Genomic DNA, 14,307 nt, shown 5'->3' with positions numbered 1-14,307 from the left:
CTTGACCTGAATTTTTAATCTCGACCTGAGAGCGCCTGTCCCTTAAGGTAGGCGCGATACAGATCAACCGGCTGCCCCAGTGAGGCTATACACACCAGCAAATGCTGGGTTTTAGTCTTTCTGGCATGCTTTGCCGCCGACCCAAGACGGATGCTTATGAACCCGAATTTTCTTGATTTCGAACAGCCGATTGCTGACCTGCAAGCCAAAATCGAAGAGTTGCGCTTGGTTGGTAATGATAATTCGCTGAATATCAGCGATGAAATCTCTCGTCTGCAAGACAAAAGCAAAACGCTGACTGAAGATATTTTCGGCAAACTGACCAGCTGGCAGATTGCCCGTCTGGCCCGTCACCCGCGTCGTCCTTACACCTTGGACTACATCGATCACATCTTCACTGAATTCGATGAGCTGCACGGCGATCGCCACTTCTCGGACGATGCGGCAATTGTGGGTGGTATTGCCCGCCTGGACGATCAGCCCGTGATGGTGATTGGTCACCAGAAGGGGCGTGAAGTGCGCGAAAAGGTTCGCCGCAACTTCGGCATGCCGCGACCAGAAGGCTACCGCAAGGCCTGCCGACTGATGGAAATGGCCGAACGCTTCAAAATGCCGATCCTGACCTTTATCGATACGCCGGGTGCCTACCCTGGGATTGACGCTGAAGAGCGCAACCAGAGCGAAGCCATTGCCTGGAACCTGCGCGTCATGTCCCGTCTGAAAACACCGATTATCGCCACAGTTATTGGTGAAGGCGGTTCTGGCGGTGCGTTGGCGATCGGTGTATGCGATCAGTTGAACATGTTGCAGTATTCGACGTACGCGGTTATCTCGCCTGAGGGCTGTGCTTCGATTCTGTGGAAAACGGCCGAAAAGGCGCCGGACGCTGCTGAGGCGATGGGCATTACGGCTGAGCGTTTGAAAGGCTTGGGCATCGTGGACAAGGTGATTGGCGAGCCTTTGGGCGGCGCGCACCGTGACCCGGCTGCGGCGTCTGCCACTATTCGTGCTGATCTTATTTCCCAGCTCGACATGCTGAACAAGCTGGATCACGAAACGCTGCTCAAGCGTCGTTATGATCGCTTGATGAGCTACGGTCTCTAAATTACGACTGACCCTCACCCCAACCCTCTCCCAAAGGGAGAGGGGGCTGATTGGTGGTGTTCTTGAGGGCGCAGGCGGTCAGTTCTCTCCCCCGCAGGGAAAAGGGCTGATTGGTGGTGTTCTTGAGGGCGCATGCGGTCAGTTCTATCACCGCAGTGAAAGGGGCTGACAAGTCATCTTGAGTACATATGCGGTCAGTTCCCTCTCCCTCCGGGAGAGGGGTAGGGTGAGGGGCTTTTGATCTTGATGGCTTTTTCCCACGGGATTGTGTGATGTCCAGCCTCTCAATCCAGCTCCTTCAAGCCTTGCAACCCTGGCGCAACGCCAAGGCATGGCGCGTCGCGCTCTCTGGCGGTCTCGATTCAACCGTACTGCTGCACCTTCTCATACAACTGCGCCAATCCCATTCACTCCCATCTCTCACCGCTGTCCATGTTCATCATGGTTTACAGGCGGCAGCTGACGCGTGGCCAGCCCATTGTCAGGCGCTGTGTGATGAATTGGATGTCCCATTGCAGGTCATTCGCGTACAGGTGCAACCGGGTGCAAGCCTTGAGCGCGCAGCGCGGGATGCGCGCTATCAGGCGTTTGTCGCCTGCACGCTCGTCGATGAGGTGTTACTCACTGGGCAGCACCGTGATGATCAGGCTGAAACCGTGCTGTTTCGTCTGTTGCGTGGCGCTGGGGTGAATGGTTTGGCGGGCATGCCGCGCCAACGCAGTTTGGGGCAAGGTTCACTGAGTCGGCCTTTGCTGGATGTGTCTCGAGCCGAGTTAGCGGCTTACGCCCATGACAAAGGCCTGACATGGATTGAAGATCCCTCCAACTGCCAGACACACTTCTCCCGCAATTATTTGCGCCATGAAGTGCTTCCGACCCTTGAGCGTCGCTGGCCTCAAGCGAACGCGACTCTTGCACGCAGCGCAGATCATTGCGCTGAAGCTCAAGGTTTACTGGACGAATTGGCTGAGCAGGATTTGCAGGCCGCAGCATCGACATCCGTGTTTGGCTGGCTCGGTTTGCCGTCACTTGAATTGGCCCCGCTGGCCCGCTTGTCGCCTGCACGCCAGCGTAACGCCTTGCGTCATTGGTTGAAGGCGTTGAGTCGCTTGCCGGACACTGAACATTGGGCGGGTTGGGAAGCGCTACGTGATGCCCGTGACGATGCGCAGCCGATTTGGCGTCTGGCCGATGGCGAGCTCCATCGGGCAGGCGGGCGCATCTGGTGGTTGTCCGGTGATTGGCTAAAGCCGCCTGCTGCTCCGGTTGTGTGGATGCAGCCGGAGCAACCGCTCGTCTTGCCGGGCAACGGCCTGTTAAGCCTGCACGGTGATATTCCTGATGGCCCTCTGCAAGTGAGCTATCGTCAAGGCGGCGAATTCATGGTGTTGGCACAACGGGGGCGTCGCGACCTGAAACGGCTGTTGAACGAGCGCGGTGTACCGCTGTTTGCCCGTGGCAGATTGCCGCTTGTGTATGCAAATGAGCAGCTATTGGCGGTGGCAAACGTGCCCGGACTGGACTCCAGCCCCTGTGGGCGTTGGAAATTACAGTGGCTGCCAACTTCCAGCGATCAAGGTTTGAGCTGAAAGGGGCTTTCCGGTAGACTACGCTCCCTTCTTGATACAACTTCTGTAGATTCACCAGAATTACAGATGTTGCCGATTACCAAGCAGTCTTTGCTGGGCGATTTTAAAAAAATGTGTGGCTTGTATCGAACCGGTGGTTGCCATCGGTCTGTTCCAACGCAGCAGTTTTTCAAAAGGTGCACTGTGACTAATGCTGGTGATTGGGGGCCTCGGCCTTCCTTCGCTTTCCCCGGCGGCTCTGACCGCTTTAACGCAGACTTCTAGGGTTTTTCATGACGCGCTACATCTTCGTCACGGGCGGTGTTGTTTCTTCATTGGGGAAAGGCATTGCCTCGGCTTCATTGGCAGCCATCCTGGAGGCGCGGGGACTTAAGGTCACCATGCTGAAGCTGGACCCCTACATCAACGTTGATCCGGGCACCATGAGCCCGTTCCAGCACGGTGAAGTGTTCGTCACACACGACGGCGCAGAAACCGACCTGGACTTGGGTCACTACGAGCGGTTTATCCGCACGACGATGACCCAGAACAACAACTTCACCACGGGCCGTGTTTACGAACACGTTCTGCGCAAGGAGCGCCGTGGTGATTACTTGGGTGCAACCATTCAGGTAATTCCGCACATCACCGACGAAATCAAACGTCGGATCATCAAGGGCGCCGGCGATGCCGACGTAGCGATGGTTGAGATTGGCGGCACTGTGGGTGACATTGAGTCGCAACCGTTCCTCGAAGCAATCCGTCAGTTGCGCATCGAAGTAGGCGCCAAGCGCGCCATGCTGATGCACCTGACACTGGTTCCGTACATCGCCACCGCAGGCGAAACGAAAACCAAACCTACACAGCACTCGGTTAAAGAGCTGCGTTCGATCGGCTTGCAGCCAGATGTTCTGATCTGCCGTTCCGATCACCATGTTGATGTGTCATCGCGTCGCAAGATTGCGCTGTTCACCAACGTAGAAGAGCGCGCCGTTATTTCGCTGGAAGACGCCGACACCATCTACAAGATCCCGGGCATGCTGCACGCTCAGGGCCTGGATGATTTCGTCGTTGAGCGTTTCGGTCTGGAATGCAACAGCGCTGACCTGTCCGAATGGGACAAAGTGGTCGACGCCAAGCTGAACCCGGAGCACGAAGTCACCATCGCGATGGTGGGCAAGTACATGGAGCTGCTGGACGCGTACAAATCGCTGATTGAAGCGATGAGCCACGCCGGTATTTCCAACCGTACCAAGGTCAACCTGCGTTATATCGACTCCGAAGACATCGAAAATAAAGGCACTGAACTGCTTGAAGGGTGCGATGCCATTCTGGTTCCGGGCGGCTTCGGTCTGCGCGGCGTCGAAGGCAAGATCACTGCGGTTCAATATGCACGTGAAAACAAGGTGCCCTACTTGGGTATCTGCCTGGGCATGCAGGTAGCGGTTATCGAGTTCGCACGTAATGTGCTGGGCTGGAAAGACGCCAACTCTACCGAGTTTGATCGCAACAGCGGCCATCCGGTTGTGGGTCTGATCACAGAGTGGGAAGACGCCACCGGTGCAGTCGAAACCCGTACCGAAACGTCCGACTTGGGCGGCACCATGCGTCTGGGCGCACAGGATTGCCAGCTGGCACCCGGTTCCAAGGTGCACGATTGCTATGCCAAAGACGTGATCGTTGAACGTCACCGTCACCGCTACGAAGTGAACAACAACCTGCTCCCTCAACTGATGGAAGCGGGCCTGAAAGTCACTGGTCGCTCCGGTGACGGCGCGTTGGTAGAAGTGGTAGAAGCACCGGATCATCCTTGGTTCGTCGCTTGCCAGTTCCACCCGGAGTTCACCTCGACGCCACGTGATGGCCATCCATTGTTCACAGGTTTCGTCAAAGCAGCACTGGCGCAACACGAGAAGAAGGCATAAACAGCATGGCGCAAAAGATTATCCGTGTAGGCAATATCGAAATTGCCAACGACAAGCCAATGGTCTTGTTCGGTGGCATGAACGTGCTGGAAAGCCGTGATATGGCCATGCAGGTGTGTGAAGAGTACGTGCGGGTTACCGAAAAGCTCGGTATTCCTTATGTATTCAAGGCCAGTTTCGATAAGGCCAACCGCTCATCTGTCAGCTCGTACCGTGGCCCCGGCCTCGAAGAAGGCATGCGGATTTTCCAGGATATCAAGGCCGCCTTTGGCGTGCCGGTGATTACCGACGTCCACGAGCCTGCGCAAGCAGCCGTGGTCGCGCAAGTGTGCGACATCATCCAGTTGCCGGCTTTCCTGTCGCGCCAAACTGATCTGGTCGTGGCCATGGCCAAGACCGGTGCTGTGATCAACATCAAGAAAGCCCAGTTCCTCGCACCTCAGGAAATGAAACATATCCTGAGCAAATGCGAAGAAGCCGGCAATGATCAGTTGATTCTCTGTGAGCGTGGTTCCAGCTTTGGCTACAACAACCTTGTAGTCGACATGCTGGGCTTCGGCATCATGAAACAGTTCGAATACCCGGTGTTTTTCGACGTGACCCACGCGCTGCAAATGCCCGGTGGTCGTGCCGATTCGGCCGGTGGTCGTCGTGCTCAAGTCACCGATCTGGCCAAGGCTGGCATCAGCCAAAGCCTTGCAGGTTTGTTCCTTGAAGCACACCCGGATCCAGACAACGCCAAATGTGACGGCCCTTGTGCCTTGCGTCTGGACAAACTGGAGCCTTTCCTGGCCCAGTTGAAAGCGTTGGATGAGTTGGTGAAGAGTTTTCCGACAATAGAAACCGCGTAAACCTCGTTTCTCCGGTAAAGTACCGCACGATTTCTCGGGCCTCAGGGCCCGAGCCTTATCGTCCGCAAGGTTGCCTGTCATTTATCCCCTTGCCGCCGATAACAAAATTTCCCTCAGCTGCGTGTTTTCGTCAACTTTGGAGTATTTACAACAATGGCAAAGATCGTCGACATCAAAGGTCGTGAAGTTCTCGACTCCCGTGGTAATCCCACTGTGGAAGCGGACGTGCTTCTCGACAACGGCATCATCGGCAGCGCGTGCGCGCCGTCCGGTGCTTCCACCGGTTCCCGTGAAGCATTGGAGCTGCGTGATGGCGACAAGAGCCGTTACTTGGGCAAAGGCGTGCTGAAAGCCGTTGCCAACATTAACGGCCCTATTCGTGATTTGCTGCTGGGTAAAGACCCGGTTGATCAAAAAGCGCTGGATCACGCGATGATCGCGCTGGACGGCACTGAAAACAAAGGTTCACTGGGCGCCAATGCCATCCTCGCCGTATCCCTGGCTGCGGCCAAGGCTGCTGCTCAGGATCAGGACCTGCCGCTGTACGCCCACATTGCCAACCTGAACGGCACGCCGGGTGTGTACTCGATGCCGGTGCCGATGATGAACATCATCAACGGTGGCGAGCACGCCGATAACAACGTCGACATTCAAGAGTTCATGGTGCAGCCAGTAGGCGCCAAGACTTTTTCCGACGCGCTGCGTATGGGCACTGAAATCTTCCATCACCTCAAAGCTGTGCTCAAGGCCCGTGGCCTGAACACTGCCGTGGGCGATGAAGGTGGTTTTGCGCCTGACCTGGCGTCGAACGAAGAAGCACTGAAAGTGATCTCCGAAGCCATCGCCAATGCCGGTTACACTCTCGGCACAGACGTGACGCTGGCGCTGGATTGCGCTGCCAGCGAATTCTACGAAGACGGCAAGTACAATCTGTCGGGCGAAGGCCAAGTGTTCGATTCCGAAGGCTTTGCCGAATACCTGAAAGGTCTGACTCAGCGTTACCCGATCATCTCCATTGAAGACGGTCTGGACGAGTCTGACTGGGATGGCTGGAAAATTCTGACCGACAAAATTGGTGAGAAGGTTCAGTTGGTCGGTGATGACCTGTTCGTGACCAACACCAAGATTCTGAAAGAAGGCATCGATAAAAAGATCGCCAACTCGATCCTGATCAAGTTCAACCAGATCGGCACCCTGACCGAAACACTGGAAGCTATCCAGATGGCCAAGGCTGCGGGTTACACGGCGGTGATCTCCCACCGTTCGGGCGAAACCGAAGACTCCACCATTGCCGATCTGGCAGTGGGTACGTCGGCGGGGCAGATCAAGACTGGCTCTCTGTGCCGCTCCGATCGCGTTTCCAAGTACAACCAATTGCTGCGTATCGAAGAGCAGTTGGGGGCGAAAGCCAAGTACAACGGTCGCAGTGAGTTTCGCGGCTAAGCGGTAGATGGTAAAAAGTCGTCAGATAGTGTCCGAAAATTCGCCAAATAGGGTTTTTTGACACTAGTCTGATGCTTCTGTATACCAAGCCTGGTTCGTCCAGGCTTTGTACTGTTCGTTGTTTACGTTTTTCGGCATGGCTGTCTTTTCACTGGATACCTGATATTCGATGCGCAGTCCCAATTGGTTGTTTCTCATCTTGCTCTTGCTGCTGGCTGGCCTACAGTATCGTCTGTGGGTGGGAAATGGCAGTTTGGCGCAGGTTACCGACCTGACACAGCAAATCGCTGATCAGCATGCTGAAAATGAAGTATTGCTTGAGCGCAACCGCGTGCTGGATGCGGAAGTGCTTGAATTGAAAAAAGGCATGGAGACCGTTGAAGAACGGGCCCGCCATGAATTGGGTATGGTCAAGGAGGGCGAAACCCTCTACCAGTTGGCCCAATGAGCTTTCCAGCACCGGCCTTCTGGGCCGTGATTCCTGCCGCGGGCGTCGGTGCCCGTATGGCCGCAGACCGTCCCAAGCAGTATTTGCAATTGGGCGGGCGCACTATTCTGGAACACAGCCTTGGCTGTTTTCTCGATCATCCAGGCCTTAAAGGGCTGGTGGTCAGCATTGCTTCTGATGATCCCTTCTGGCCGTCCTTGCCGTGTGCTGCTGATCCGCGCGTGGTGCGGGTTGACGGTGGTCGCGAACGTGCCGACTCGGTACTCAATGCGCTTTTGCATTTGCACGCGCAGGGTGCGTGTGATGACGATTGGGTATTGGTTCACGATGCAGCGAGACCGAATCTATCTCGCGAAGACCTCGATAAACTGCTGGGTGAGTTGGCTGATGACCCAGTAGGCGGCCTGCTTGCCGTGCCTGCACGCGACACCCTTAAAAAGGTGAATAAACAGGGGCGAGCCGTTGCGACGGTGGATCGTAGTTTGATCTGGCAGGCTTATACACCGCAGATGTTCCGACTGGGTGCATTGCATCGAGCCTTGGCTGACAGTCTGGTGGCGGACGCGAACATTACGGATGAATCGTCCGCAATGGAGTGGGCAGGTTTGGCCCCGCGCCTGATCGAAGGCCGTTCGGACAACATCAAGGTCACCCGCCCCGAAGACCTCGAATGGCTTCGGTTGCGTTGGGCAACCCGCTGATCGGACCTATAATTCGCGATCGCTTTGTAGCAGCTGCCGAAGGCTGCGTCCGGCTGCGAAGCAGTCGTAAACCCTGAGAATCTAACCTACCTGACACTCCGCCCAATCTGAGTTCACGGCCGCTTCGCAGCCGGACGCAGCCTTCGGCAGCTGCTACAGGTCGGTGTATTCCACCCGCTTGGCCAATCCTTCTTTTAAGTAGTCCACCAGTTTTCTGACTTTGGGTGACAAGTGTCGCTGCTGGGGATACAGCGCCCAAACGGCGGTGTTAGGCGGTTGATGGGTCTCCAGCAAGGACACCAGAGCACCGGCCTTTAAATGCTCCAGCACGTAATAGTCTGGCAACTGGCAAAGACCTACGCCGAGTAGCGCCGCGTCCAGTACCGCCTGGCCACTGTTACACCGCCAATTTCCCTGTACACGCTGCGAGAATTCGCGACCCTCCTGCTGCAATTGCCACTGATCAGAACTGCCAATCAAGCAATTATGACGGCTCAATTCCGACACGCTATGGGGCCTTCCGTAATGCTCCAGGTAGGAAGGCGCAGCGCACACGTACATGCGTCTGGGCGCAAGCCGGGTGGCCACCAATCTGGAGTCTTGCAAACGACCCAGTCGAATGGCGAGATCGAGACTCTCATGTACCAGATCCAGTGGGCGGTTGCTTAACTCGATGTCCACCCGTAACTGTGGGTACATTCCCATAAAGCGCGTGACCAACGGCACAATGAAACGCTCCCCATAAGCCACCGCACAGGTCATGCGTAGCAGGCCTTTGGGTTCGCTGGCCAAGTCGCCCACAGCGCGTAGCGCTTCTTCGCGACCGTCTTGCAAACGCTGGCAGTGCTGCAAAAAAGTCTGGCCAGCCTCCGTCAGCGTGACCCGTCGCGTACTGCGATAAAACAATCGGGTTTGTAAACGCTCTTCGAGACGCGCCACCTGACGGCTGATGTGGGATGAGGACACGCCAAGTCGCTCGGCCGCTGCGGTGAATTGTCCGCATTCAGCCACCGCCACAAACTCATCAATACCTTCCCAGCGGTTTTCATTCACGCCTATTGTCCCTGTCTAGCAATAATGTTTTGCTTTTGGCTGGATTATTAATCAATCAGCTCTGAACTACACTGTCTGTCTTGTTTGCATTTTGTTGGAGACGCTTGATGATCAAGTCCCGTGCTGCTGTAGCCTTCGAAGCCAAAAAACCGTTAGAGATCGTAGAAGTTGATGTTGCCATGCCCAAGGCTGGCGAAGTATTGCTGCGAGTTGTTGCCTCAGGTGTCTGTCATACCGACGCATACACGTTGTCGGGCGCTGACCCGGAAGGCATTTTCCCCTCGATTCTAGGCCACGAAGGCGGTGCTATTGTTGAGGCTGTTGGCGAGGGCGTTACCTCTGTTGCGGTCGGCGATCATGTGATCCCGCTTTACACGCCTGAGTGCGGCAAGTGCAAATTCTGCCTGTCAGGCAAGACCAACTTGTGTCAGGCCATTCGTGCGACACAAGGTAAAGGCCTGATGCCTGACGGCACCACGCGTTTCTCCTATAAAGGTCAGCCGATTTTCCATTACATGGGAACCTCGACATTTTCTGAGTACACTGTGGTGCCCGAAATCTCGGTGGCCAAGATTCAAAAAGAGGCCCCGCTTGAGAAGGTATGCCTGCTCGGTTGTGGCGTGACCACCGGGATTGGCGCCGTACTCAACACAGCCAAGGTCAAGCCGGGTGACACCGTGGCCATTTTCGGTCTGGGCGGTATTGGCCTGTCAGCCGTTATCGGTGCGGTCAAAGCCAAGGCGGCGCGGATCATCGCCATTGATATCAACCCGGCCAAATTTGAAATTGCCCGGCAGTTGGGCGCCACCGACTGCGTGAATCCAAAAGATTTTGATCGTCCGATTCAGGAAGTGATCGTTGACATGACAGATGGCGGCGTTGATTTCTCCTTTGAATGCATCGGCAATGTGCAATTGATGCGTGCGGCGCTGGAGTGCTGCCACAAGGGCTGGGGCGAGTCCGTCATCATCGGCGTGGCCGGTGCTGGCCAGGAAATTTCGACCCGTCCGTTCCAATTGGTCACGGGTCGCGTCTGGCGTGGTTCGGCATTTGGTGGCGTACGTGGTCGCAGCGAGTTGCCAAGCTATGTGGACATGGCACAGAGCGGCGAGATCCCGTTGGATACGTTCATTACCCACACCATGGGTCTGGAAGACATCAACAAGGCTTTCGACCTGATGCACGAAGGCAAAAGCATTCGCACGGTTATTCACTTCTGACGAATTGCCGCAAGTTGCAAGCCTCAAGCTATAAGTGGGAGATACACCCCGCCTGCTTTTAACGTGAAGCTTGCAGCTTGAAACTTGGAGCTGCTCCTTATGCCTTTAACAAATATCTCCTGCCAGAAAAGCTTTGGTGGTTGGCACAAGCGTTACAAGCACCGATCTGAGGTTCTGGGTTGCGACATGGTGTTTGCCGTGTACTTGCCACCCCAAGCGGAGCAGGGCGCACAGTTACCTGTGCTGTATTGGTTGTCGGGTCTGACCTGCACCGACGAGAACTTCATGCACAAGGCCGGTGCAATGAAGATGGCGGCTGAATTAGGGCTGATCATTGTTGCGCCGGACACCAGCCCTCGTGGTGAAGGCGTGCCGGATGATCCGCAGGGCGCGTGGGATTTCGGCCTGGGGGCCGGTTTTTACCTGAACGCGACCCAGCAGCCGTGGGCCCAGCATTATCAGATGCACGATTATGTGGTGCATGAGTTGCCTGCATTGGTTGAAACCTACTTTCCAGCCTCGCAAAAGCGTGGCATCAGCGGCCATTCGATGGGTGGGCATGGTGCTTTGGTGTGTGCATTGCGTAATCCAGGGCGCTATCAATCGGTGTCGGCTTTTGCGCCGATCAGCAACCCGATGGATTGTCCTTGGGGGCAAAAAGCTTTTTCCCACTACTTGGGTGAAGAGCATGCACGCTGGCGTGAATGGGATGCCTGCGTGTTGATAAGCGAAGCCAAGGAAAAGTTGCCGCTGCTGGTGGATCAGGGCGATCGTGATGACTTTCTAACGGTGCAACTCAAGCCAGAAGCACTTCAACAAGCCGCAAAGTTGGCCAATCATCCGCTGACCTTGCGTCTGCAACCCGGCTATGACCACAGCTATTTTTTCATTGCCAGTTTCATTGACGACCACTTGCGTCACCACGCAAGCGCACTAAGTGCCTAATAGTAGGTAGAATCACGCCCTGACTTAATCGGGGCGTTTTTTTATGCGTATTGGCCACGGCTATGATGTGCACTGTTTTGCTGAGGGCGACTTTATAACCTTGGGCGGTGTACGAATCCCCCATAAATTCGGGCTGTTGGCCCACTCCGATGGCGACGTGCTGTTGCATGCACTCAGCGATGCTTTGCTGGGTGCTGCGGCACTGGGCGACATCGGCAAGCATTTCCCGGACACCGACCCGCAGTTCAAGGGCGCTGACAGTCGCGCCTTGTTGCGCAATGTCGTAGGACTTATCCACGCCAAGGGCTGGAAGGTCGGTAATGTCGATAACACCATCATTGCTCAGGCGCCAAAAATGGCGCCGCATATTGAAACCATGCGTGCGTTGATTGCCGCGGATCTAGAGGTTGATTTGGACCAGGTAAACGTAAAAGCCACAACCACTGAAAAACTGGGCTTTGTGGGGCGTGAAGAAGGTATTGCCGTGCACGCCATTGCTTTGTTGGTTCGCGCATGAACGAGTTTGATCTGCTGGGGCCGCTGGCTTACGGCGAGCCTTTAGGCTCGGCAGTGCTTAAAGCCACGGCTGAAGATTTTCAGGTCGATGAAGTGCTGGACATTCCTCTGTCCGGAGACGGCGAGCACCTCTGGTTGTGGGTTGAAAAGCGGGGGCTGAACACCGAAGAAGCGGCACGGCGTATTGCCAAGGCGGCCGGTGTCCCCTTGCGGACAGTAAGCTATGCGGGCCTCAAAGACCGCCAGGCACTGACGCGTCAATGGTTCAGCGTGCAGTTGCCAGGCAAGGCTGATCCTGACTTGTCAGCCGCAGAAAATGACATGCTGAAAATACTCAAAACCTCCCGGCACAAACGCAAATTACAGCGCGGCGCCCATGCGGCCAACGGTTTTACCCTGCGTCTGACGAAGCTGGATGCCGACAAGGAGGCGTTGCAGCAGCGTCTGGAAGTGATTAGCCAACAAGGTGTGCCGAACTATTTTGGCAGCCAGCGTTTTGGCTGGCAGGGCGGAAATCTGGGCGAGGCACGCGATTATGCGGCCCGCAAGGCGTTGCCTGAACAGCGCAATGTCCGTTCGCGTCTGCTGTCCACGGCCCGCAGCTACCTGTTCAATCAGGTGTTGGCCGCGCGGGTGGCCGACGGCTCCTGGCAGCGTGCTCAGGTCGGTGATTTGCTGGCTTTTACCGACAGTCGAAGTTTCTTCCCCGCGGGCGAAGCCGAGTGCAACGATCCGCGACTGGCGATTCTTGACCTTCACCCAACTGGCCCTCTATGGGGCGAGGGTGAGTCTGCAACCACGCACGCGACCCATGAATTGGAGCAGTCTATCGCCGCACGTGAGGCAGACCTGCGTGACTGGCTGGTTCGCGCCGGCATGAGCCATGAGCGACGTATCTTGCGACTGCCCATTGGGCGGTTGACGTGGCATTATCCGGAGCCTGACATTCTGCAACTCGAATTTGTTTTGCCGGCCGGATGCTTCGCCACTGTTCTGGTGCGCGAACTTGTTGATCTGGTGCCTTTGGGTCAAACGGACAACTTATGCGTATTCTGATTTCTAATGATGATGGGGTCACCGCTCCAGGCTTGGCTGCGCTTCATGGCGCGCTTGTCGATTATTGCGAATGTGTGGTGATTGCCCCTGATCAAGATAAAAGCGGTGCGAGCAGCTCATTGACGCTTGATCGGCCGTTGCACCCGCACACCCTGGATAATGGCTTTATCAGCATTAACGGGACGCCCACCGATTGCGTCCATCTCGGCATTCATGGCTTGCTCAAACAGCAACCGGATATGGTGGTGTCGGGCATCAATCTGGGCGCCAATCTGGGTGATGACGTGCTGTATTCCGGCACTGTAGCGGCAGCACTCGAAGGGCGCTTTCTCGACCTTCCCTCGTTTGCCTTCTCGTTGGTGTCTCGTCAGGTCGACAACTTGCCAACGGCGGCTTATTTCGCCCGCAAGTTAGTTGAAGCCCATGCATCGCTGAATTTACCGCCCCGTACTGTCCTCAACGTCAACATCCCGAATTTGCCTCTTGAGAAGATTCGCGGTATTCAGCTCACCCGTTTGGGGCACCGTGCCCGTGCATCCGCGCCGGTACAGGTTGTCGATCCACGGGGCAAGGCGGGCTACTGGATTGCAGCGGCCGGGGATGTTGAGGATGGCGGCGAAGGCACGGATTTCCATGCAGTGATGCAGGGGTATGTTTCTATCACCCCGCTGCAACTGGACCGTACGTTTGGCGATGGTTTCAAAAGCCTTGCCGGCTGGTTGGAGGGTTTGGGTTGAAGGGGCGTGAGCAAGATGGTCTGATGCACCGAGGCATCGGAATGACCTCGGAACGTACTCGTGAGCGTCTGATTCAGCGCTTACTTGAAGAAGGTATCGTTAACCGCAACGTATTAGAGGCCATTCGTCGCACACCGCGTCATCTGTTTGTCGATGAAGCGCTGGCGCATCGTGCCTACGAAGACACCGCACTGCCGATCGGGAATAACCAGACCATCTCCCAGCCTTACATGGTGGCGCGCATGAGCGAGCTTCTGCTGGAGGATGGGCCGCTGGACAAGGTGATGGAAATCGGTACGGGTTCGGGCTATCAAACAGCGATCTTGTCGCAGCTGGTGGAGCGGATCTTTTCCGTCGAGCGGATCAAGGTGCTTCAGGATCGTGCCAAAGAGCGTCTGCTCGAACTGAACCTGCGTAATGTTGTGTTTCGTTGGGGGGATGGTTGGGAAGGCTGGCCGGCTTTGGCTCCCTACAACGGCATTATCGTGACCGCTGTGGCGACCGATGTTCCTCAGGCATTGCTGGATCAGTTGGCCCCAGGCGGGCGGCTGGTCATTCCGGTAGGCGCTGGCGAGGTTCAGCAGTTGATGCTGATCGTGCGCGAAGAGCACGGTTTCGCCCGGCGAGTGATTGGCAATGTCCGTTTTGTGCCGTTACTCAATGGGCCATTGGCCTAGCCTTTATTTGAGCCAAGTGAATTATAGGGTGGGCCGCAGGTCTTAAAGGCCATTGGCCGGCCC

General features: G+C 56.0%; 14 protein-coding genes. 13 read left to right on the top strand and 1 reads right to left on the bottom strand.

The genetic code is table 11. The annotated features are described in order from the left end of the window. The first annotated feature begins 156 nt into the window (after window positions 1-156). The 7 genes from ACI7MX_RS00860 to ispD all read left to right on the top strand — a co-directional run bounded on the left by ACI7MX_RS00860 (window position 157) and on the right by ispD (window position 8,040). Window positions 157-1,104 carry an acetyl-CoA carboxylase carboxyltransferase subunit alpha gene (locus tag ACI7MX_RS00860; RefSeq protein ID WP_314492484.1) on the top strand — a complete coding sequence of 316 codons (948 nt, stop codon included), beginning with the start codon at window positions 157-159 and terminating at the stop codon, window positions 1,102-1,104. A gap of 272 nt (window positions 1,105-1,376) precedes the next feature. Further along, window positions 1,377-2,693 (top strand): tRNA lysidine(34) synthetase TilS, encoded by a 1,317-nt coding sequence (gene tilS, locus ACI7MX_RS00855; RefSeq protein ID WP_405586266.1) that lies wholly within the window; start codon window positions 1,377-1,379, stop codon window positions 2,691-2,693. Between the two features lie 272 nt (window positions 2,694-2,965). Further along, a complete protein-coding gene (locus ACI7MX_RS00850) occupies window positions 2,966-4,597 on the top strand; it encodes a CTP synthase (protein ID WP_122781855.1) in 1,632 nt (543 codons plus the stop codon). 5 nt (window positions 4,598-4,602) lie between these two features. Next, window positions 4,603-5,448 carry a 3-deoxy-8-phosphooctulonate synthase gene (gene kdsA / locus ACI7MX_RS00845; RefSeq protein WP_405586269.1) on the top strand — a complete coding sequence of 282 codons (846 nt, stop codon included), beginning with the start codon at window positions 4,603-4,605 and terminating at the stop codon, window positions 5,446-5,448. A gap of 153 nt (window positions 5,449-5,601) precedes the next feature. Further along, the gene (gene eno, locus ACI7MX_RS00840; RefSeq protein ID WP_153378334.1) at window positions 5,602-6,891 is read left to right on the top strand and encodes a phosphopyruvate hydratase; all 1,290 of its coding nucleotides are present in this window, start codon (window positions 5,602-5,604) and stop codon (window positions 6,889-6,891) included. 169 nt (window positions 6,892-7,060) lie between these two features. Further along, entirely contained in the window at window positions 7,061-7,339 is a 279-nt protein-coding gene (gene ftsB / locus ACI7MX_RS00835) for a cell division protein FtsB (protein WP_003440483.1), read from the top strand. Next, window positions 7,336-8,040, top strand: a complete 705-nt coding sequence (gene ispD / locus ACI7MX_RS00830) for a 2-C-methyl-D-erythritol 4-phosphate cytidylyltransferase (protein ID WP_314489486.1) — start codon at window positions 7,336-7,338, stop codon at window positions 8,038-8,040. Before ftsB ends, ispD begins: the two co-directional genes overlap by 4 nt. A gap of 153 nt (window positions 8,041-8,193) precedes the next feature. Here the strand turns inward: ispD and ACI7MX_RS00825 are convergent, their stop codons facing one another. Further along, on the bottom strand, window positions 8,194-9,093 hold the full coding sequence (locus ACI7MX_RS00825; protein ID WP_405586274.1) for a LysR substrate-binding domain-containing protein: 900 nt from the start codon (window positions 9,091-9,093) through the stop codon (window positions 8,194-8,196). Between the two features lie 107 nt (window positions 9,094-9,200). On the opposite strand from ACI7MX_RS00825, the gene ACI7MX_RS00820 reads away from it, so the two are divergent. The 6 genes from ACI7MX_RS00820 (at window position 9,201) to ACI7MX_RS00795 (ending at window position 14,244) form a co-directional block, all read left to right on the top strand. After that, window positions 9,201-10,313 (top strand): S-(hydroxymethyl)glutathione dehydrogenase/class III alcohol dehydrogenase, encoded by a 1,113-nt coding sequence (locus ACI7MX_RS00820; protein ID WP_314489478.1) that lies wholly within the window; start codon window positions 9,201-9,203, stop codon window positions 10,311-10,313. Window positions 10,314-10,412: 99 nt separating this feature from the next. After that, window positions 10,413-11,258: an S-formylglutathione hydrolase gene (gene fghA, locus ACI7MX_RS00815; RefSeq protein WP_405586277.1), complete on the top strand. Its 846-nt coding sequence runs from the start codon at window positions 10,413-10,415 to the stop codon at window positions 11,256-11,258. Between the two features lie 43 nt (window positions 11,259-11,301). After that, on the top strand, window positions 11,302-11,775 hold the full coding sequence (gene ispF, locus ACI7MX_RS00810; RefSeq protein WP_405586280.1) for a 2-C-methyl-D-erythritol 2,4-cyclodiphosphate synthase: 474 nt from the start codon (window positions 11,302-11,304) through the stop codon (window positions 11,773-11,775). Beyond that, on the top strand, window positions 11,772-12,830 hold the full coding sequence (gene truD, locus ACI7MX_RS00805) for a tRNA pseudouridine(13) synthase TruD (RefSeq protein ID WP_405586283.1): 1,059 nt from the start codon (window positions 11,772-11,774) through the stop codon (window positions 12,828-12,830). The genes ispF and truD overlap by 4 nt, the downstream gene beginning before the upstream one ends. Then, window positions 12,818-13,567, top strand: a complete 750-nt coding sequence (surE, locus tag ACI7MX_RS00800) for a 5'/3'-nucleotidase SurE (RefSeq protein WP_314489468.1) — start codon at window positions 12,818-12,820, stop codon at window positions 13,565-13,567. Before truD ends, surE begins: the two co-directional genes overlap by 13 nt. A 41-nt stretch (window positions 13,568-13,608) precedes the next feature. Beyond that, window positions 13,609-14,244: a protein-L-isoaspartate(D-aspartate) O-methyltransferase gene (locus ACI7MX_RS00795; protein WP_194286207.1), complete on the top strand. Its 636-nt coding sequence runs from the start codon at window positions 13,609-13,611 to the stop codon at window positions 14,242-14,244. Window positions 14,245-14,307: the final 63 nt, after the last annotated feature.

Origin of the sequence: Pseudomonas sp. 2024-210 (assembly GCF_045062345.1) — a bacterium.
Taxonomy (GTDB): domain Bacteria; phylum Pseudomonadota; class Gammaproteobacteria; order Pseudomonadales; family Pseudomonadaceae; genus Aquipseudomonas.
Note: the sequence above shows the minus strand (reverse complement) of the source record. Positions and strands in the feature narration are given on the sequence as shown.